Annotated in this window: 16 protein-coding genes and 2 pseudogenes; 10 read left to right on the top strand and 8 right to left on the bottom strand. The window is 34.4% G+C overall.

All coding sequences use genetic code 11. From position 1 onward, the window contains the following. Nucleotides 1-367 precede the first annotated feature (367 nt). Nucleotides 368-2,368: an excinuclease ABC subunit UvrB gene (uvrB, locus tag ACP6PM_RS27640; RefSeq protein ID WP_426590102.1), complete on the bottom strand. Its 2,001-nt coding sequence runs from the start codon at nt 2,366-2,368 to the stop codon at nt 368-370. Between the two features lie 509 nt (nt 2,369-2,877). On the opposite strand from uvrB, the gene ACP6PM_RS27635 reads away from it, so the two are divergent. Continuing rightward, entirely contained in the window at nt 2,878-3,138 is a 261-nt protein-coding gene (locus tag ACP6PM_RS27635) for a hypothetical protein (RefSeq protein WP_426590101.1), read from the top strand. Nucleotides 3,139-3,583: 445 nt separating this feature from the next. Here ACP6PM_RS27635 and ACP6PM_RS27630 read toward each other — a convergent pair. Both ACP6PM_RS27630 and ACP6PM_RS27625 read right to left on the bottom strand, forming a co-directional pair. Beyond that, nucleotides 3,584-3,856, bottom strand: a pseudogene (locus ACP6PM_RS27630) (RNA-guided endonuclease InsQ/TnpB family protein); the annotation flags it as partial. A 40-nt stretch (nt 3,857-3,896) separates the two neighbouring features. Next, nucleotides 3,897-4,604, bottom strand: a complete 708-nt coding sequence (locus ACP6PM_RS27625) for an RNA-guided endonuclease InsQ/TnpB family protein (RefSeq protein WP_426590100.1) — start codon at nt 4,602-4,604, stop codon at nt 3,897-3,899. A 292-nt stretch (nt 4,605-4,896) separates the two neighbouring features. On the opposite strand from ACP6PM_RS27625, the gene ACP6PM_RS27620 reads away from it, so the two are divergent. The 5 genes from ACP6PM_RS27620 (at nt 4,897) to psbV2 (ending at nt 9,020) form a co-directional block, all read left to right on the top strand. After that, nucleotides 4,897-5,718, top strand: a complete 822-nt coding sequence (locus tag ACP6PM_RS27620) for a prepilin peptidase (protein WP_426590099.1) — start codon at nt 4,897-4,899, stop codon at nt 5,716-5,718. 754 nt (nt 5,719-6,472) lie between these two features. Beyond that, the gene (gene accD / locus ACP6PM_RS27615; protein ID WP_426590098.1) at nt 6,473-7,453 is read left to right on the top strand and encodes an acetyl-CoA carboxylase, carboxyltransferase subunit beta; all 981 of its coding nucleotides are present in this window, start codon (nt 6,473-6,475) and stop codon (nt 7,451-7,453) included. A 69-nt stretch (nt 7,454-7,522) separates the two neighbouring features. Next, complete coding sequence (locus tag ACP6PM_RS27610; protein ID WP_293093367.1) at nt 7,523-7,708, top strand: translation initiation factor IF-2 N-terminal domain-containing protein; 186 nt, start codon at nt 7,523-7,525, stop codon at nt 7,706-7,708. 170 nt (nt 7,709-7,878) lie between these two features. Continuing rightward, nucleotides 7,879-8,367, top strand: a complete 489-nt coding sequence (gene psbV, locus ACP6PM_RS27605) for a photosystem II cytochrome c-550 (protein ID WP_426590097.1) — start codon at nt 7,879-7,881, stop codon at nt 8,365-8,367. 152 nt (nt 8,368-8,519) lie between these two features. Further along, a complete protein-coding gene (psbV2, locus tag ACP6PM_RS27600) occupies nt 8,520-9,020 on the top strand; it encodes a photosystem II cytochrome PsbV2 (protein WP_426590096.1) in 501 nt (166 codons plus the stop codon). Between the two features lie 121 nt (nt 9,021-9,141). On the opposite strand, the gene ACP6PM_RS27595 is transcribed toward psbV2, so the two are convergent. Further along, complete coding sequence (locus tag ACP6PM_RS27595) at nt 9,142-11,346, bottom strand: GumC family protein (RefSeq protein WP_426590095.1); 2,205 nt, start codon at nt 11,344-11,346, stop codon at nt 9,142-9,144. A gap of 326 nt (nt 11,347-11,672) precedes the next feature. Between ACP6PM_RS27595 and ACP6PM_RS27590 the strand changes: the two genes are divergently transcribed. After that, entirely contained in the window at nt 11,673-12,416 is a 744-nt protein-coding gene (locus ACP6PM_RS27590; protein WP_426590094.1) for a transposase, read from the top strand. Nucleotides 12,417-12,471: 55 nt separating this feature from the next. Here the strand turns inward: ACP6PM_RS27590 and ACP6PM_RS27585 are convergent. After that, nucleotides 12,472-13,477: pseudogene (locus ACP6PM_RS27585) on the bottom strand (IS701 family transposase). A gap of 335 nt (nt 13,478-13,812) precedes the next feature. Beyond that, a complete protein-coding gene (locus ACP6PM_RS27580) occupies nt 13,813-15,045 on the bottom strand; it encodes a hypothetical protein (protein WP_426590093.1) in 1,233 nt (410 codons plus the stop codon). Between the two features lie 1,266 nt (nt 15,046-16,311). Between ACP6PM_RS27580 and ACP6PM_RS27575 the strand changes: the two genes are divergently transcribed. The 3 genes from ACP6PM_RS27575 (at nt 16,312) to ACP6PM_RS27565 (ending at nt 17,440) form a co-directional block, all read left to right on the top strand. Then, on the top strand, nt 16,312-16,557 hold the full coding sequence (locus ACP6PM_RS27575) for a response regulator (protein WP_426590092.1): 246 nt from the start codon (nt 16,312-16,314) through the stop codon (nt 16,555-16,557). A gap of 229 nt (nt 16,558-16,786) precedes the next feature. Then, the gene (locus ACP6PM_RS27570) at nt 16,787-17,200 is read left to right on the top strand and encodes an MAPEG family protein (protein ID WP_426590091.1); all 414 of its coding nucleotides are present in this window, start codon (nt 16,787-16,789) and stop codon (nt 17,198-17,200) included. A gap of 78 nt (nt 17,201-17,278) precedes the next feature. Continuing rightward, nucleotides 17,279-17,440 carry a hypothetical protein gene (locus ACP6PM_RS27565; RefSeq protein WP_426590090.1) on the top strand — a complete coding sequence of 54 codons (162 nt, stop codon included), beginning with the start codon at nt 17,279-17,281 and terminating at the stop codon, nt 17,438-17,440. A 495-nt stretch (nt 17,441-17,935) separates the two neighbouring features. Here the strand turns inward: ACP6PM_RS27565 and tsaB are convergent, their stop codons facing one another. Together tsaB and ACP6PM_RS27555 are read right to left on the bottom strand one after the other, a co-directional pair. Beyond that, nucleotides 17,936-18,562 (bottom strand): tRNA (adenosine(37)-N6)-threonylcarbamoyltransferase complex dimerization subunit type 1 TsaB, encoded by a 627-nt coding sequence (gene tsaB / locus ACP6PM_RS27560; RefSeq protein ID WP_426590089.1) that lies wholly within the window; start codon nt 18,560-18,562, stop codon nt 17,936-17,938. A 1,076-nt stretch (nt 18,563-19,638) separates the two neighbouring features. Then, nucleotides 19,639-21,384 carry a protein kinase domain-containing protein gene (locus tag ACP6PM_RS27555; protein ID WP_426590088.1) on the bottom strand — a complete coding sequence of 582 codons (1,746 nt, stop codon included), beginning with the start codon at nt 21,382-21,384 and terminating at the stop codon, nt 19,639-19,641. Nucleotides 21,385-21,475: the final 91 nt, after the last annotated feature.

Here is a 21,475-nt window from a genome sequence, read left to right as displayed (position 1 = left end):
TTCTTTGTCTGTTAAACTGCTTGAATATGGCATTTTCTCATGCTAGTTGGCGTTGTTTGATAGAGATAAAGCTTCTTTCATTAGTTCATCAATAGATAGCATGATTATTATCTTCAAGATTACAAATACTAAAATTTTAGCATAAATATAGCATTTCCAATCTATAGATTATTTTGTTTTTTTGATAAATTTCAATAATTACCGTAAATATTCAGCTATTAGCTATCAGCTCTCAGCAAACGAGGAGGTTTAAATGAATTATAGATTTTAAAGCCAGGTTTTGTAGTTTAAGATTTAATTCTGACTCAATTAGTAAAGCTTTTATCTAAAACTACAAGCTAATAGCTGATAGCTGACGACTAAATGCTTACGAATTACCTACTAATTTATCCCGCAAATATTTAATTCTATCCCGCAATTTAGCTGCCTCTTCAAATTCTAAATTTTTCGCCGCTTCTTTCATCTGATTTTCTAACTTTTTAATCCACTCCGGCAGATCCTCCAAAGACAACTCATCTACCTGTTCATAAACCTCTTCCAACTGTTGAGAATTTAAACGACGCGATACATCTAAAAACGCCAAAATTGCATTACTTTGTTTTTTCATAACAGGCTTGGGTGTAATATTATTCATCTTATTATATGCCAACTGAATTCCTCGCCTTCTTTCAGTTTCATCTATGGCTTTAATCATACTATCTGTCAAATTATCAGCATATAAAATAGCCTGACCCCGGACATGACGCGCCGCTCTACCAATAGTCTGAATTAAAGAACGTTCCGCTCGTAAAAATCCCTCTTTATCCGCATCTAAAATAGCTACCAAAGAAACCTCTGGTAAATCCAAACCTTCCCGTAATAAATTAACCCCAATTAACACATCAAATTCTCCCTCTCGCAACGCCTGTAAAATCTCAATTCTCTGAATAGAATTAATATCAGAGTGCAAATAACGAACCTTCACATTTTGCTCCTGCAAATATTCAGTCAAATCTTCAGCCATCCGCTTAGTTAAAGTAGTAATTAAAACTCTTTCTTCCAGCTTAACCCTTTGCCTAATTTCACCCAATAAATCATCAACCTGACCCTCAGTCGGACGCACAAAAATTTCCGGGTCAACAACACCAGTCGGACGAATAATTTGCTCAACAATTCTATCCTCAGACTTTTCTATTTCCCAATCTCCAGGAGTAGCAGAAACCAAAATACATTGATTAACCTTTTGCCAAAATTCATCAGATTTTAAAGGTCGATTATCTGCAGCACTAGGCAAACGAAACCCATGCTCAATTAAAACTCTTTTCCTAGCTTGGTCGCCATTATACATTCCCCGAATTTGCGGAACAGTCACATGAGATTCATCAATAATTAATAACCAATCTTTCGGAAAATAATCAATCAAACATTCCGGCGGTTCCCCCGCTTTTCTACCTGCTAAATGCCGAGAATAATTTTCCACTCCATTACAATATCCCACTTCGCGCAACATTTCTATATCATATCTACAACGCTGTTCCAAACGTTGAGCTTCTAACAATTTTCCTGCTTTTTCTAATTCCTCTAATCGCTCATCTAATTCTGTTTCAATATCATTACAAGCCTCTTCTAATCTTTCTTCAGGAGTAACAAAGTGACGCGCCGGATATACATTCAAAGACTCCAAACTTTGAAGAATTTTTCCAGTTACAGGGTCAACATAACGAATAGCATCTATTTCATCCCCAAAAAATTCTACTCGAATAATTCTATCCTCATAAGCAGGTCCGATTTCCAAAACATCGCCCTTAACTCTAAACTTTCCTCGACCTAAATCTAAATCATTTCTAGTATATTGAACTGTCGCTAAATCTCTCAAAATTTGTCGTTGATCGATTTCTTCACCCACTTCCAAAGAAATAGCAGCTTTTAAATATTCAGCCGGCATTCCCAAACCATAAATACAACTAATCGAAGCAACAACAATTACATCTCGGCGTTCAAAAAGAGACCGAGTTGCCGAGTGACGCAACATATCAATTTCATCATTAACAGAAGCAGTTTTCTCTATATATGTATCCGTCACCGGAATATAAGCCTCCGGCTGATAATAATCATAATAACTAATAAAATATTCCACAGAATTATCAGGGAAAAAATCCCTTAACTCATTACATAACTGAGCAGCCAATGTTTTATTATGAGCCAAAACTAACGTCGGTCTGCCAATATTTTTAATCACAGAAGCTATAGAAAAAGTCTTACCCGTACCAGTAGCTCCTAGTAATGTTTGAAAATCATGTCCAGCTTCAATATTAGTAGTTAATTGAGCGATCGCTTGAGGTTGGTCACCCGTAGGTTTAAAAGGAGCTTGCAAACAAAATTTTCCCATGATAATCTCAGAATCAATTGTACCATTATTAATGGTATACTTTAATTAGTTGAATCAGGATTATCAAGAAGGAGAAAGATAAATTTAAAAGTTGATTAAATTTTAATTGCAGAACACCAATTTTGAAATTCGGAGCTGCTTGTAAAACCAAAAATCTGAAATGGATAAAAAGGGAAGTTTAAAAGTTTTGCTCTTTACTTTTATCTTGATTATTTCTCTCCTAATGGAATGCTGTGTATTTATATCGCGCAGCAAAAATGGTGAAGCGAGTTAAAACAAAATATTAAAAAGTAGCAAATATAGAACTACGTATTTAGGGCGCCGAGATTCCTAAATCCTGTTTCCCGAACATTTGGGTAGTTAAAACTCTCTGGTGAGATAACTTTTAACTTTTGACTTTTAACTTGTGAATAGTACTTGTGAGATAACTTTTAACTTTTAACTTTTAACTTTTGACTTTTGACTTGCGCGTAGCGCTATATATCTATAAATATTTATCAGGATTTATCGTGGTAAACGCTACACAAAAAAGACCAGTAAAGTATGCAGATTCAAATATTGCCCTATTACTTACTCCATCCCTACAAAAATTAGCAAAACTACTCTATCGCGCTTATCTGGAGACCCATCCTGACCAAGTTAAATGTCCCCTAGGCGTGGCCATTAGTCCCGTTAGTTATCGAGCTGGTCTAATATTCTCCCAACAGCCAATTTTGTTACCAGGTGAATTTTTTGTCCCTTTAGAGTTAATTGAATCAAAAATTTATTGATGAATTAGTTTTGATACCATGTTGGTAAGCATTAAGCCGTCAGCTATTAGCCATTAGCTTTATACAAAATAAAGTTTTATGAAATTATTGAGAGACTAAAGCTCTCATTCTCAAGTATGAGTTAAAGTACATCTACAGATCTTAGCTATTTAGAGCAAATTTGTTTAATGCCTTCACAAAAAAAAAGCTGAATACTGAATGCTAATAGCTGAATGCTTACCTTTTTTGAGTTTGAAACAGTATATATATCGGTTCTCATTATAGATGAGATAAAGTATTTCTTCTCTCTTCCCTATTATCTAAAATGCAAAGATTGTGCACTTTATCTATTTGAGATTTGAGAAATGTTACAGCAGATTTCATCAAGCGTGAGTTACATTGAGAATATTTATAGCAGCGTTGATATCACGGTCATGGAATGTGTTCCACAATTAAAACAAGTCCACTACCTGACATTTAATTCTTTCTTACCACCTTTAAAACCACAATTAGAACACTTTTGAGATGTAGGCTCCCACCTAGAAATAGTTCTAAATTCTCTACCATATTTCTCGGACTTAGCCTCAGTAAAAGTCCTAAATTGTCTCCAGCCTAAATCACTAATGGCCTTGGCTAATTGGCGGTTTTTAACCATACCGGAAACATTTAAGTCTTCTAGTACAATTGTGTCGTATTTTTTGACTACATCAGTTGATAACTTGTGCAGAAAATCAGTTCTAATATCTTTGATTTTGGCATGAAGTTTACCTATTTTTAGTCTACGTTTTTCGTATAGGTTTACTGCCTGGTTCAGTTCTGGGAAATTTACGCTGGAATTTAGCTAACTTTTTGAGGTTGTTTTTAAGAGGTTTTGGAGCATTAATTTGATCTGCGTTACTCAAGGTTGCAAAAGTTGAAATACCTAAATCAATGCCTATTGAGTTGTCAGTTTTAGGCAACGTTTCAGGATTTATTTCTACTACAAAGCTAGCAAAGTAGCGATTAGCTGAATCTTTGATTATTGTTAAAGAACTAGGTTCAGCGGGTAATTTTCTAGACCAAACAATTTTAATCTTACCTACCTTTGGTAGATATATTTTATCCTGGCAAACTTTGTAATTAGCCCCTACGAATCTAGCAGTTTGCTTTGTTTTTCTGGACTTAAACTTTGGAGGTTTAACCTTGATACCTTTACGTTTTCCAGTACAACTATCAAAGAAGTTTCTGTAAGCTTGGTCTAAATCTTTGAGAGACTGTTGTAATGGAGTAGATGCAACTTCCTTTAACCAAACTAATTCTTTTTTAGCTTGAGTTATGAATTCCTTGGTTAAATCAACATAACTAGGTTTCTTTTGACCATCAACATATAGTTGATTACAATATGCTAAACTTTGATTCCAAACATATCGACAACAACCAAATAGCTGATTTAATTTAGTTATTTGAATATGATTAGGATAGATTCCATATTTATATCTAGCTTTCAATGTTTTCGACCTATTACTAACACGCTCCTAGTTTTGTTATAGCATTGGTTGGCATTCCCATACGACGCTCCCTTCCAGGAGAGCGCGGGTATAAAAGCCAACATTAGATAAACACGATAAATACTATTGCGCAATAGTTTTGAACTGATATGTATATTATTATTGCCTAAGTCCTGTTAGTAAATATTTTTTTGCCTAAGTCTTATTGGTGTGGCAGTTGTAGCTTTATTTAGGATATCCTCCAATTCTCGTAAAGCTAGGAATTTAACTTTTAACTTTTGACTTGAATTATATGGACTTACTCAGAATATGGCCTCTGGCTCTAATTGTATTTACCCTGGGTGCATCCATCGGCAGCTTTCTCAATGTTGTCATTTATCGGATACCCGCAGGACTATCTATATTTTGGCCTCCATCCCACTGTCCCCAATGTCATAGTCGATTAAAAGCCACAGAAAATGTCCCTATATTTGGTTGGCTATGGTTGCGCGGACGTTGTGGTCATTGTCGAAATCCTATTTCTATCCGTTATCCAGTAGTAGAATTAATCACAGCCTTACTATTTTTAGTTGTTTTCTGGAAATTTGGAATTACTATCTCAACCCTAGGCTATTGGACTTTTTTTAGTTGGCTACTGGCTTTGTCTATGATTGACTTGGACACCATGACTCTACCTAATCCTCTAACCCAATCAGGATTAATCTTAGGTTTAGGTTTTCAAATAACTACCACATTAGAGACAAATTTTCAAGTAAATAATCTAGTCAATTATTTAATGATAGGTATTATTGGAGCAGTACTTGGTCTATGGCTCCTTGACTTAATCTCTATATTAGGCTCCATAGCTTTTGGGCAAACAGTTATGGGTGGAGGAGATGCCAAACTAGCAGCAATGATAGGAGCTTGGTTAGGGTGGAAATATTTACTACTAGCTTGTTTTCTTGCCTGTGCGATGGGAGCATTTGTCGGTGGAGGAGCGATCGCCATAGGTTTGCTAGATCGACGACAACCAATGCCATTTGGACCGTTTTTAGCAATGGGGGCTGGTTTGACGGTTATCTGGGGTAGTGATATATTATCTACTTACTTTAATCTGTTTTTCCCTGGATTCTGACCCTGATTTTGAGAACCAGTCAATGTTGGCCATAGTTTCAGAGTAGCTACGCCACAACTAAAACTCTAAGCATACAAACCATAGGCTAAATCAACGATTATCAAGCCAAACTTTTCAAACTATGACAGAAATTCCTTTAATTTATAGTCAACGAAGAGAATTTAGGACATACAATTACCGAATAATTAAGGTCTAAAGCCTCTCCTTTTAAGGATAAAAAATCAAAAAAATCATTTTAGTCAATCCTATCCGTTTTCAGGAGAGATAATTATTAATTATTAATTATTAATTGTTAATTATTGAAGATGGTATAGCAAAGTGTTTAGTTAGTAGACATCTCCAGAAATTATATAAGGCTGTTGTTCAACCATTTTCTAAGACCTTATATCCAAGATGCCTAAATTAGCTGGCGTTACCAAAGTCGCCCATGGCTTTTTTCAGAAAATCTCTTCCCTGTTGCCTTCTGGAGCTGTTGCCTACTTTTACAATAAGTTTATTCTTTTTCACCAAATCTCAAAGAGAATGTAAAATTAATGATTATCTTCACAAATCATCTCGGTTGATTATCAATACCCTAATCCATACTAAGTTGAATAAAGGTGTGTCTTATGTAACTATAACTTTGACGAACTATTGCTCTAACCTTAATCGGTAGTACTATAGTTCTATTGCTAGACCTCTTACCTGAATAGCTGTATAATACAGAGCTTAACCAAAAATTTAATCACTGAATAATTAATTCAAAAATATTTTAATGTCTCTATTTGATTGGTTTGCAAATCGACAAAAATCAGCCCATAATTCTCAACAAAGACCTGAACGAGAAATTGCTGATGGACTTTGGCTCAAATGTCAAGCTTGTGGAACTCTAACTTACACAAAAGACCTCCAAGCAAATCAAATGGTTTGCCTAGAATGTGGACACCATATACGAGTATCTAGTGATGAGCGAATTCAACAATTGATAGATAATAACACCTGGATGCCAATTAACGAACAAGTCAGAGCGACAGACCCCTTGAAATTCCGCGATCGCAAACCATATAGTGATCGCCTCCAAGAATATCAAAGAAAAACTGGACTTGTAGATGCGGTACAAACAGGAATCGGTAACATTGAAGCTGAACCTGTGGCCTTGGGAGTTATGGATTTCCAGTTTATGGGAGGAAGTATGGGTTCAGTTGTTGGAGAAAAACTGACCCGATTAATTGAAAAGGCCACTAAAGAACATTTACCTGTAGTAATTATTTGTGCTTCTGGTGGAGCCAGAATGCAAGAGGGAATGTTAAGCCTGATGCAAATGGCCAAGATATCGGGAGCCCTAGAACAGCACCGAGAAGCTAAACTCCTATACATTCCAGTTTTAACTCATCCCACTACAGGTGGTGTAACTGCAAGTTTTGCCATGCTTGGAGATATTATTATCGCTGAACCCAAAGCAACAATAGGTTTTGCTGGACGACGAGTTATCGAACAAACAGTTCGTGAAAAGTTACCTGACAACTTTCAGACTTCTGAGTATTTATTGGAACATGGTTTTGTAGACGCAATTGTACCTCGTACCCAATTAAAGAAAACTCTGGCTCAGTTAATTCGCCTTCATAAACCTCTTTCTACCACCCTTAGTTCTGCCGAGTCATTAGAAGCAGGACCATATTGTCATTTACCCTTTCAGACAGAACAGCATAATTCCTTGACAAATGAGAATAAGATTCAAGCTACACCTCAGAATTAAATTCTGGGAGCTTCAAAGGAATTTTTTTAACTGGCTTGATCTAATTAATAAATAGAGTGAAAAAAATTTATGGGTTTTGCTGATATATCAATCCAAGAAATAGCAGAAGACTTTAATGTCCATGTAAATGAGGTGCTTCGTCTTTGTGACCAAATGGGGATATCTTATAAGCATTCTCAAACCCGTTTGGCCTTAGAGGATGCCAAGGCAATCATGTCTCACATATTGGCCCAACAACGAAAGTCTGATTCCTAATAAAACTAGCTAAATACTTGACTAATTGACACTTGAACACTGATAAATAAAAATTAGATCAAAGTTCAATAAATCTGAAGTTCTGTTACTTCAGGTTCCTACGGAAATATTTCCATTAATGAACATATCTGTGTTGGTTGATTAACTTGCCAGTTTTAAGGAGAAGAAACTTGAAAAAATTTTTCATCGCTGTAGTTACTATACTGTTCCTAACGTTTCAAACGTTCATCAACAGTGCCACTGCTGCCGAATTAACTGATAATGATCGGACTTTGCCTCTGAATGACGATGGTGAAGAAGTTGTACTTACTATTAAGGAATACACCAGAGGCAGACGGGAATTTAATAATGTTTGTTCTCAGTGTCATGTAGGAGGAATTACCAAAACAAATCCTGATGTTTCTCTAGACCCAGAAGTTTTAGCTTTGGCCTATCCAGCACGAGATAACATAGAAGGTCTCATAGACTACATGGAAAATCCTACTACTTATGATGGATTTTATGAAATATCTGAGTTTCATCCTAGTATCAAGAGTGCTGATATTTACCCAGAGATGAGAAATCTCACTGAGGATGATTTATACGCGATCGCTGGTTACATTCTTGTACAGCCTAAAGTTTTAGGCAAAGGATGGGGAGGCGGTAAAATCTACCGTTAAAATTCTTTTTCTTGAGAAATATTGATTGATGATTTTAGATTATTGTTTTTTTGATGGGAAACAAAAAAATTTAGTTTTCTCTTCATTAAACCCTAATCTAAAATCAATTATTTATCTTTGATGTTTGTAGTTAGCAAAATAATAAAAGTAGTATGTTGAAGAAATCATTAGTAATTCGTTTTATACTAATAATATTAATTATTGTTCAGGTAATAATTTTTAATACTCAATCAGCTCAAGCTGCTATAGATTCTTATGTAGAAAGATATTTAGATGCTAAACAACCAGTAGAAATAAAACTGAACGAGCAAGGTGAAACAAAGAAGTTTTCTGCTGAAGATTTATCTGATGGAAAACAAATGTTTGCAAAAAATTGTCTCAACTGTCATGTAGGAGGAGCAAATTTAGTCAACCCTCCAATCTCTCTATCCTTAAAAAATCTAGAGGGAGCAACACCATCACGAGACAATCTTGATAATTTAGTTGCTTTTTTCAGAAACCCGATGATATATGATGGCAGTGATTATACATATTTCTGTCGTCAAGTTACTGAAAATTGGATGTCTCAAGAGGTAGTAGAAAAAATGGGTGCATTTATTTTAAGAGCAGCACAAAAGGCTCCTGTTTGGGGAGTAGAAGGGATTCAACAATAAATTAAGCTGGAAAAAAATAAATCACTCAATAATACGATTCAAATTGAATTATCCTAAATTTAAGGTGTAGTAGAGACCTTTAAATTAAAGTCTCTACAATTATAAAAGCTATTATCAACTATTAACCTGGGTTACCAACTCCTGCTGTAGATGCTGTAGCTCCAATGCTAGTTCTAGGTGAATCAGCAATCTGTGGTTCAGAGAGATCCAAATAATCCAATGTTTCCAATGCAAACTCTACAGGAATATCGGCCCCGTTGACCACAACTCCTAAAAACTTAGGACCAGACTTAGTAGATTCATCCTCTTCATCATTTGTTAGCTGTTCTATAACTTCTGTCAACATACCTGATAGAGTATACTGTGGTCGAGTCACAATAATCATCCCATCAGTATATGGCTCTAGAATAAAAGCATCATTGTTCTGAGTCATACAAGGAGCATCTAGGATAACAAAGTCAAAACGATGTCGCGAGTCCGAAAGCAGCCTTTGCATTTCACTTGATTCAATTATTCTTCCTGGTTGTTTGACAACACCAGGACTAGGTATCACATAAAGATTTTCTATCTCTGGTACTTGTCGAATACAATCATTAATATCCCCATAATAACGAAGTGGTTCAGCATAGCTATGTGGATGAGGAAGAATTTTGAGAGACTCAGCGTTTGATGGAGACCTTAAGTCTGCTTCGATGACCAGTGTTCGTTTACCTGCTCGTGCAGCAGCGATCGCCAAATTATAAGCACAAAATGTTTTCCCTTCTCCTTTAGCTCCACTACTTAATACCAAAACTTTTGGAGCTTGACTTCCCTGACGGTGCAAATTTGTCCGCAACTTTTCATAGAATTCTAGATAAGGTGAATTACGCTCTAATAACAAAGGCATTTTCTCTAGATCCATATCCATATCTAGGTCAAAAAGCATCACATCAGGCAACAAACCCAATAACGGCACATCTTTTTCCTTTAAAGCTGTTTTGATTTCTTCCCAAGAATAGAACTTGCCAGAAAGCATTCCCAAGGCAAAAATTAAACCTCCACCAACAACTATCCCTGCTAGTCCTCCTACTGCCATCATTAAAGGCATACTTTTTTCTCCTACCTCACCTTTCTTAGCAACACCAGCTTTTTGAGCAACGGCTAAACTGCTAGTGATCTCTGCTTCTGCTGCCTCAGCATCTTCTAAAGTAGTTTGCATATTATCAAGACGAGACTTCTTCACAGCAACTTCTTCTTGTAAATTAGCTAATTCTAATTGCTTATCAGGGATAGTTTTATACTCAACTTCCAATTCCTTCTCAGTTTCAATAGTTGTTTGTAGCTGTCGTTCTAACTGCTCCTTTTGAGCTTTCAGAGAAATTAGGGTTTCTGACAACTGTTGTCTTGTGGGATCTAAAGAAGCATCAACTCGAATTTGATCTACCTGTCTCAATGGTGCTGCAATACCATTACCTCCTAAAACTTCTGCCGCACGTTGTTGTAGCTGTTTTTCTGCAACTTGTTTTTGCCTCCGCAACTCAACTACAGGTGGATATTCTTCTGTAAAATCTAATAATAACTTATCTAACTCATTTTCTACTTGATACAACTGCACTCGGAGATTGGCTATAATTGGATCGGCAGCGAGTGCACGTGCTACATAAGCTTGATCTGCAGTTAACCCTAACTGTTCCTCTAAACTATTAATTTGAGCTTCTACCCCTTCTAACTCTAACTTAATCTGAGTTTGTTGTTGTCGGACACCTGCGATCGCTGCTGGTAAAGCAGCAGCTCTTGATGTTATCAACAAGGCTTCCTCTTCTCTTTCAAATTTCTGTAGTTCCTGTTGAGCGTTTTTCAATTCTTCAATTGCTCCAGGCAAACGTTTTTTTACTTCATCAATAATAGTTGTTTGATAAGTAGCATTAATTTTTCTGCTTTGCTTGACAATTTCTGCCATCAGTACATCTACTGCTTCTACAGCTTTTTCTGCATCTGTATCTTCATAAGATACATAGTATATACCTGATTTTACAACTAATTGGGCTCCCTTCAGCTTTCTTGGGTCTACCAAAACCTTTTCTGCTGCTGCCTGTCTAACTTCATCATTTAGCAACATATCTGGGGTAACTGCCGCAGCTCTTTCTTGGATTGTACTACCAGTATTAGAAAATAATATAGGAGGACTAATACTCCTCAATGTACCTAGAATTGTATGTTTTGGTTCAGGAACTGGCTGCAAAGCAACTATTCCTGAAACACCTACTGCTACTGCGAAAGTTGCTACTCCCACCCACTTGTATTGCTCTAAAGCAATTAAATAACGTTTAACAATTGGTATAGCCATAATCCAGTTTGTATTGATAAATAGAATATATTCAGAATTTAGTTTTTAGCTATTCGAGCCATTGAATGTTTTATTCGATTATATTTTTTTGCCAACATCCCTACCTTCAATAGATAGTCATATTTAATTTTAAATTGACTTGATTAGCTAATTACTTTACTACGTTAAAACAGAAAATCAATTAACACAATTAGATTGTAACAGAAGAAATAATCGCTTCAGAGCAAAGGCCACAGTTATAGAGTGGACTAAGTTAGTGAACTTTCTAGTTTGGCCTTTTTATTGTCCCTCAGAGCTACTGTTCAATCGGTAAGGAAGGAAAAAAAATGCCTGCGGTGAAAAAACTACACAATGAATCAGAAAACGTAACCAAGCCAGAGTGGATACGAGGTCATTATTTTGGAGTTATCACTTTACTCTTAGAAGCAGGCTCTTGTTTGAAAGCGGTTCCTGTGACTTTGGGGTTGCAAGATGGTATCAAAATGACTGAGGATGATCAAACTACAATAGTAGAGCGAATGTCTACTTTGTGCGTAGAACTTATCGATGCTGGTAGCTATATTATCCTTGATGCTTACTTTGCCTCTAAACAGTTGATTGAAGAGTTAAGGAAACACAAGCTACACTTAATTACAAGAGTACGAATCAATGCAGTCGGCAAACATCCTTTACCAACACCACCGCTCAAACCCAGTCGTGGTAGACCTCGCATCTGGGGTAAATCAGTCAAATTGCGCGATTTGTTTGACGAGAAAGACTGCTTCACTACAGAAACTCTACTACTTTACGGTAAGATGGTGACACTCAAATATCGCGCCATAGATTTGCATTGGGATTGCCCCCTTCAAAGGGTGCGCTTTGTACTCGCTGTGTGGCCGGAGGGCAAACAAATAATTCTGCTTTCAACTGATTTCACTCTATCCGCAACAGAGATTTTAACCGCTTACATTTGGCGTTTTAAGATTGAAGTCACTTTCCGCAATTTGATTCAACTATTGTCTGGTTTTAGCTATCGCAGGACTTACGCAAAGACACTATATATAGCGCATGGTAAATATAGCGAACGCTAGCTAATTTTTTATGCGATCGCTTAAATTTTCTCACCAAAATCCAACTGTTAAAAAGTTAAATAACCTTAATTTTAATTGAAGGATATTTCAGTTCATTTATTAAATAATTAGACAACAATTCATATTTGATTTGATAAATAGTTTTTCCCATTTTCCCTGCTAACCCTTTTAAATGATTCCAAACCAGCATGGCACAAGCAATATGGTTTTTTTGAATTCTCGCCCTACGGCATTGACAAAACTCAAGTCCTGTTAATTGCTTAATTTCTCTATGAAATTATTCTATTTTACATCTGGTTTTTGACTCAAATTCTACATCATCTATAGAAGATTGGCTCAAATCATTAGTGACAATATATTCTGTTCTGTTGGCAGAAACAGTAGCCCAAAACAATTTCACTTTTTTGTCTCGTGGGAAACCTTTAATTTTTATGGTTTTTCCTGATAATTTTTCTGCTTCATTCCAAGTTAATAATTGAAGATTTTTGTATTTCTCGATTGCGACCTGTATCATCTACCAAACGATTGCTTTTTAAGGGACAATAATAGATTTTTCCTAAATTATCTATTAATCTCATCAGCCTTTGAGTTGCATACCAGCTATCCATTAACACTGTTTTTGTTGGTAGTAGCTTCTTTTATACTACATCAAAAATCATTTCTTCTACATGGTCAATTTTAGTTTTTTTGTCTTCTTCTGGGTCATAAATCCGATAATCTATAATCCGATCTGGTTCAGTTTCAGGATTGAAATATATACAATTAACTACTCCAATTCCACGAATTACTCGATGTTCATTGCCACTATATTGTCGCCGTACAAGTTCAATTTTATTAGCATATTTTTTCGGGATCACTGTATCATCAAAAATTAAATATCCCTCTTGATTTGGGATTATTTCTTCTTGAACATTTCGCCACAAATCCTGTGAACTCAAATTTTCTATTTTTAAATAACGATTAATTGTATCATGGCTAATTTTTTCTAGGTGGTTGGCTAAATTAGTTATAGTATAGTTTGTGTGAGATGAGAGTAAATATTGGTATGGGATCAATATAATTAAAGTCCATGTTTTCAGAAAATTCAATGATAATTTAATTATCTCGTAATGAGATTTTTTTAGCTATTAATTTTACACTTTGTCATAAATGTTTTGAACTATAGATACCCTACATATAGGGTACTTGCTTTAGCCCTGAAGATGACAGTTATTTAAGTTTTTATGGATAGGGATAGAACCAGGAATGTTGAGCGCTCGCTATAAATGTTTTAACCGTTCGCTCTATTTACCATGCGCTATATATAGTGTCTTTGCGTAAGTCCTGATTAAGCTTTCTTACTTCTTATTTCTTATTTCTCCATTACTTTCACTATATTTAAGTGAATCGGTATTTATTAAAAGCAACAGAGGTTAATTTTTCCGAAATTAGTGCTTAAAGCAACATTGAGAGTCTCCATAGATTTAACTAGCCACCAAACCTTACCAGAAGTCGATCCTTGATAATGGTTAAACAGAATGGAAAACCTTTGTTCTAAATGAGGTTTAGCTTGGCGACAAAAGAGTACAATTTTTAATAACATACCAATAACTTTTATCGTCCCCAGATTATTAATTAAGTCATAAAAAACAAAATGTTTGGGTTTTTCTAGACTATCGATAACTATAAAATTTAATAACTTTTTACAAGTACTTAAAATCAGAAAATCATTAGGTTTATTACTATTATTTTGAGAAAAGGTATTTTGCAATTTATGATATAGTTTATGATTAAATTTTCGTTTGCCGTAACCATAGTCAATTGTATCAGTTAAGTATTCATATAAACCATCTTTAAAACTGCGATAAGAATAAGTTAAGTTACAATAGCAACGAAACATTTCAGCTTCGTTTCGCAATGTTTGACGACCATCAACTTTTCCAGTGAAATATTGGATAGCATCATTTAATTCTGCGTTTTTCATTAGAGTAGGATTTTTGACAGAATAGCTGTTTCTGGGCAACCTTTGATAAGTAATATATTTAGATAAATCTACTTCATATTTTTGTTGCTGCTTTTGTCTGATTTTTATAATTTCTTCTCGCTCTTCATCAGTGGTATCCTTATTGATAAAGCTGTTTTCATATAGATATGGATATCGATTAATTAATTTTCCCAGCGTCTTATCTTCAATTTTTGAATTTTCTTCAACTTCTTTGATAAACATCTGAGCCAAACGTTTTAAGGCCAGATATTTTTCAGTTTCAGTAAAACTGCTAGTCAAAGTGCGTATACGTTTAGAAGTCCAACAAGTAGCTAGGCGATTTGGTTTCAGCTGGAAAAGATTGACTAAGTCTGGAATTGATTTTTGCAGTTGTGGGGTTTGTAACCAACGGTTAATTAATATGTAGCAACTTCTGTTGAGGATATTATGAAAATCTTCTTCATCAGGATCGGCATCAATAATTGTTTCCATTGCCTGCCAAATTTCGGGGATAAAGTATCCAGAAGCATCAATAAATAGAGTCTTAAAATTATCAATCGAACCTTCAGGCTCTTGGTGGCGGGCTAAATGTTGTAAATGCTGATAAAGTTGCTGTTCTTCTTTGGTGGATTTACGATTATTTTTAGTTGATAAATAGTTTGACATTTGTATAATACTCCCTGAAATTAATTGTAAACTAATTTCAAGATGCTTTCAAAAAACTTGATTTTTGTGAAAATAAATTATTATATTTACTGGAATAAATCTTATAATCTATGTTCAATTGTGATTTAAAAGATATTAATAAGAGTAGTTAAAGCAAAATATTTGAGATAATTGTAGTAAATTTAACTACTCTGAAATATTATTTATATTTGTATTTACAACCAAATATTCACGGCGGAATAGATATCCAAGACGGAATAAATTTGTCAAATCTAGGTTACACCCTTATAGGTCGATTATAGTCTAGAATCACTTAGCTTTATATGAAGATTTGGTAAAGAATTTGAGAATAGAGCAGATTTTTTTAATGATAAATATACTGAGATACTTTCAACACAAACGTCTATAGTTGAGTGTTAATACGGATAATTTGTAATCAAATAATCACTAATAACCTATTTTTCACTATAAATATATAGGGGTTCTAATATTAATGAGGTATAGTATTTTTTTCTCTTCCTATTCCCTAACATCCAAAAATTTAGTACATTAGGAGAGTGAGCAAGGCTATAAGCAATTTGTCGTAAAATTGAACAAAAATTATAATTTGTGAGTAACATTAACTTTAGCAATTACTTCGTCAACTAATGTATGAAGTTTGATATTCAAATTTAACAACTTGATTATTTTTGATAAAAGTTATTCAGCTTTCCTCTCCTGGTTAATAACAGAAATAAATATTATATATAGTTTTTTTTAATGATTATAAAATAAGTAGAAGAGGGAATAAGAAAAACTAATTCTAACTCCGTTTATAGTAAACAAATTTTATTTCAATTGTTTGATTAGGATACCTGCAATTTTCTATCTTTTGAAAGGTCAACTCAATAGTAGTTGATATTTTGTAATATTATAGGTACTTTCTAATCGGCAAATTTTAAAATTTATACTGTTTAGATAAATATTTGCGACAAATCTATATATAAACACAATTTTTTAATATTTTTTAATCAAATTGACACTATATATGTAGACATTTTATTGTTAATGTAGAAAAATCTTGATTAATGTAGCAAAATAATAATCACAGAAATCAGAGCAAGGGAGGATAAGATGACAAATGTTTTAGTGGTAGAAGATAATCCACTTAATTGGAAAGTATTTGAAAAAGTTTTGACAAAACTGGGTGGTTTTGCTACTCAACTGACGGAAGATGTAGAAACAATCATATAAATTGTTAAAGCGAATAAAGCAGACATTATTCTGATGTATATTTGTCTGGAAAATAGTTATTATAATGCCACAAAAATCAATGGAATTGAAATTACTAAATTGCTAAAAGCCAATCCCCATACTGCAAAAGTGCCTGTTATGTTAGTCACAGAAATTGGCAGTGCACAGGATAGTGAAGATTATATTAAGCTTAGTGGAGCAGATGGTTTTATGGGTAAGACAATCGTAGATCATCAGGTGTTTATTTCGCAAATCAAATCACTGATTTTTGCCAAGTAATCAAGTAATAATTTTGGTTTTTTGCTACTATTAAAATGATAGTTTATGAATACTCAAATATTCAAAAAGTATCAACAAAACTATGGTTGCTAAAAGATTAGCAGGGATTCTTATTCCCTATCCAGTTTTCAGTATTGACGTTGCTATAATTTACTTGTCAAAATTAAACATCAGAACTATGATGTGACTATATTTGCCCAATATAAATTATCTTTCAAAACCGATCGCTATGCTAGAAACACAAGCAATTCTATGGCCGAGTTTAGTCACAGTTGCCAGTTTATTAATGTATTTTGTTATAACTATCAATGTTGGTAGAGCTAGAGCTAAATACAAAATTATGCCGCCTCAAATGACTGGAGACCAAAATTTTGAGCGGGTAGTAAGAGTACAACAAAATACTTTAGAACAACTAATTTTATTTTTACCTTCTTTGTGGCTTTTTTCTCTGTTTATTAGTCCAGTATGGGGTGCTGGTATAGGTGCGATTTGGGTATTGGGGCGCATCTTATTTGCTTGGGGTTATTATCAGGCAGCGGAGAAACGAACTCTAGGGTTTGGTATTGGTTCTTTAAGTACTATAGCTTTACTTATAGGTGCTTTGGTAGGAATAATACTACCTCTGTGGAAAACTATTTCATAGCTATAATAAATTTAGATAGAGGTCAGTTAAAATAGCTTCTATCTAATTTTAATTTTTGTTCAACATGAGGAAAAAACAATGTCTGAAAAACCGGTATTTAAGATTAATCAAAAACTTTTTAACCAACTGAATAATTGGCAAGAAAAAATGGAGGCGAAAGAAAAAAATGAACCAGAAGCAGAAATAGATGCAAAGAATCAAGATAAAAAATTGAGTGATTCTCAGAAGGAAAAAGATTAGGGTAGCTTAAACAATACGGTCAGTTAACATCAGAACAACAAAGAAAAATTAAATTAATCTGGCAAAAGTGCAAAAATTAAGTCGGTAGTCCTGCATGGTAATGGTGAGGGTATATATTTTTTAATTTCTCCGACACTCCCTATTTCCCCATCTCCTCAAACTCCCAGTGCTTCCTTTACCATTACTATGCACCACCACCATTAAGTCTTTCCCCACTCTAATATTCCTACTCTAACTCTTTAGCATTTCTCATGCTAGTGAGCGACGATTATATTATTGGCGTTACTGATTTTTGGTATGATTTATTTTCTTGGGGATAATAGTCCGCATTGCGGTAGCGATCGCCCTCACTATTGAATGACAAATATTTTAGATTATTCAGTTTTTATTTTCATACCTTGATTCAGCAACTCCCTATTATTATTTTCTTTTGCCTGTTGCCTATGTTGCCTAAAACCTAGATTTTTTTACCTCAGTAGTATGGCAATTAATTTATCACTTTTCTACAGGATGTTGTCCATAAAAAGGTAATGCTTCTGACCAATGGGGTCTGTTTCCTTTTTGCCATTCTAAATAAGCTAATTCTAATAAACTTACAACAGATTTTCCTAAACCATTTTCAACCTGAATTAACTGATAATAATTTTCCCAGTTTTCTAAGATTTTTTCCCATGCTGCGGGATTCATTAGTGTATCTTTTAAAAGATGATTGATACCCATTTCTTCTACCTGATAAATAGCTGTAAATAACTGCTCTCTTTGAGCAGGCATTTGTAGGGATAAATTATGATTTTTCTGTTTATATGACCAAGCTATAGTTGCCAAAGTTGAAATTGCAAATAGTGGGATATCTAACTGTTGAGCTAAAGTTCTAGCTGTGACTACACCAATACGAGTACCTGTGAAACTTCCCGGACCTTTAGCAACAGTAATAAAGTTTAAATCTTGCCAAGTTTGAGGTGGCATAAATTCTTGTAATTTTTGGTGTAAGTGAGTCGATAGGTCTCGCCCTAAGTTCCAAGTTTTAGAGCGAGTATCCTCAGCAAAATTACTAATAGCTAAACCTAACTCTGGACTGGTAGTGTGAATTGCTAAACCAAATTTTTTTGGTGTGTTTGTCATTTGTTTAAAGTAATAAGTAAGAGGGAAGAAACAAGGAAGGTATATGAGTCTATATATCTGGTCATTAATTCCCAGTTGACCAGGGAATATTTTCGGGAAAATTGCTAATAATTCAACTTAATTCTAGACTGGTAGTGTGAATTACTAAACCAAGTTGACCAGGGAATATTTTCGGGAAAATTGCTAATAATTCAACTTAATTCTGGACTGGTAGTGTGAATTGCCCAACCAGATTTTTTTGGTATGTTTGTCATTTGTTTAAAGTAATAAGCAAGAGGGAAGGAGCAAGGAAGGTAGATGAGTCTATATATCTAGTCATTAATTCCCAGTTGACCAGGGAATATTTTCAGGAAAATTGCTAATAACTCAACTTAACTCCGGACTGGTAGTGTGAATTGCTCAACCAGATTTTTTTGGTGTGTTTGTCATTTGTTTAAAGCCACAAGTAAGAGGGAAGAAAGAAAAAACAAGGAAGGTAGATGAGTCTATATATCTAGTCATTAATTGGAAGTTGACCAGGGAATATTTTCGGGAAAATTGCTAATAATTCAACTTAATTCCGGACTGGTAGTGTGAATTGCTCAACCAAATTTTTTTGTGTGTTTGTCATTTGTTTTAAGGAAGAGGGAAGAAGGAAATAGGAGGAATGGTGATTTATTTTTTGAGGGAATTTATACCTGAAGTCAGAACTCAGAACTCAGAGCTCAGAAATCAAAAGTTAAATTATTACTGTGACTAAATTTGAGAGGAGCGAGAATATCCTAATAATAATAGCGACTCCTATAACTCTTATATTTGAAAGCAGAAGGAAAGAGTAGGAAAGGTAATTAGTTTTTTGAGGTAAATCAACTCTTATACCGTAAATATTCACCTACTAGCAGTCAGCATTCTGCCTTTTTTTTATGAATAATAAAATATATTTGCTATGAATAGCAAAGGTCTTCGGATGTAATTTTACCCATACTTAAGAATTGTAATTTACTCTTTTAATATTGCTTTATGACTTCATTTTGTACGAAGCTAATGGGTGAAAGCTGATGGCTAAAATTTAGCTTATAGAAATTATCAGTTTTGAGCTAACTTATTTCCTCCTTAACATAAAATATCGGCAGAGCTACAAATAAGCAACTCAAGAGTAAACCAAAAATATCATAAATCCAAAATCTCCAACCTAACAAACCTACTATTAAAAATACAGTTGCTACAGTAGCAAATAAATTATTAGTTGCCAATTTATTCTGTTTTCCAACCTGATATTTAACCGTCATAAAAGCTGAGGCAATTATCAAAGCAGTTATAGGATGCAAAATAATTATCCGATAACCAAAAATAAACCACGTTAAAGCAAACATTAAAGTATCTAGCCAAAATTCTCTTTCCTTAAATCTAGCCAACCAAAAACTCTGAGTTCCTAACTGGGATATCTTGATAAAACCCTGACTTTTTTGCAGTCTCACAATTTTATTTTTCCATCTAGCTGGATGATTAATTCTCAATACTTGTTGCCACTCTGGCACAGTCTTACCCTGAGCTTTACCTAACAATTTCACCTTATCTATATTCGGCAACTTCAGATCGGTCAACTTAGCAGAAATTATCTTTAAAATTTGAGCATAATTAACCTTTTTGTCCGATTTTCTACTAATTACAACAGTCAAAGTTTTCTTCACGCGACTCACCTGAACTTTCAGTGACTCAAGAGCTAAAACTTCCTGCAACTCTCGTCGAATTTCTGCTTGTGGAGTTAACTTTTTCGGAACTGCTGAAGAAGCAGAAAAATAAACAGTCTCCATATAAGTACACTGGGGGTTAAGATGTCTCATAATAGCAGTAGCAGAATGATAACGACAATTAGTACCACCTTGCAACATCTTGTCCAAAATTCTACCAAGTTCCTCACTAACAGGTATCTTTAAATAATCTCGCCAGACCCATTTACTATTTCTACTATCAAATAGATCGAAGGGTGAGACTTGAGTCAATAGATGAATACAAGTAACACCTAAACTATAAAGATCGCTGGCGAAAACCGCCTTACCCATAAGTTGTTCCGGAGCGGTATAAGCAGCACTGCCAATAAAAGTACCTGTTTTAGGCAAACCTTTTTTTTCTACTACTTTCGCAGCACCAAAATCTACTAAAACAAGTTTACCTGTGGTCCGACGAATAATATTCTCTGGCTTAAGATCTCGATGAATAACTTGAGATTTATGCACAAACTGCAATACTGGCAATAAATCATTTAATAATTCCCGAATTTTAGCCTCAGTAAAGACACCTTTTTCTGCTAATTCTTGAGCAAGATTTTTACCTTCAATATATTCTTGAACGAGATATTGTTGTTCGTCTTGCTCAAAATATTGAAATAATTCAGGAATTTGAGGATGACTGCCTAAAGTTTTTAATTGTTGTGCTTCTTGCTGAAATAATTTAGCAGCTCTTTCAGAGGTCGTTTTTACCTTAAGTTCTCCACTACCAGCAATTATTTCTGAAGATTGAAGATAATTTTGGCGATAATTTTTATTCTGGGGAAAAAACTGTTTAACTACACAAACTTTTTCTGGAGTATTTGCTTCATCTACCGCCAAAAAAGTTCTACCAAAACCACCATATCCAATAAGTTTAAGGATGCGGTAACGAGACTGGTTAATTATTGTGGAATTACTATCTACTGACGGAATAATTTTCTTTTTTTCTATTTCTGCATCTTCACTAATAACTGGAGGAATTAATAATAATGGCGAATTGCAATTCTGGCAAATTTCAGCTTTCGGAGAGTTTTGTGGATTTTTGCAGTTAGGATTAAAACAGTAACTTATCATAGAAGTCAGATTTGGGTTGTGAATAAAATCTCTGGGAATTAGAGACTGTTTGTAAAACAAATCTTAAGAAGACCCAGAGCTTTTAGCAGCA

It is taken from the genome of Dapis brunnea BLCC-M229 (genome assembly GCF_050015995.1).
In the GTDB taxonomy this organism is placed as follows: Bacteria; Cyanobacteriota; Cyanobacteriia; order Cyanobacteriales; family Microcoleaceae; genus Trichodesmium.
This window is presented reverse-complemented; position numbering and strand designations above follow the sequence as displayed.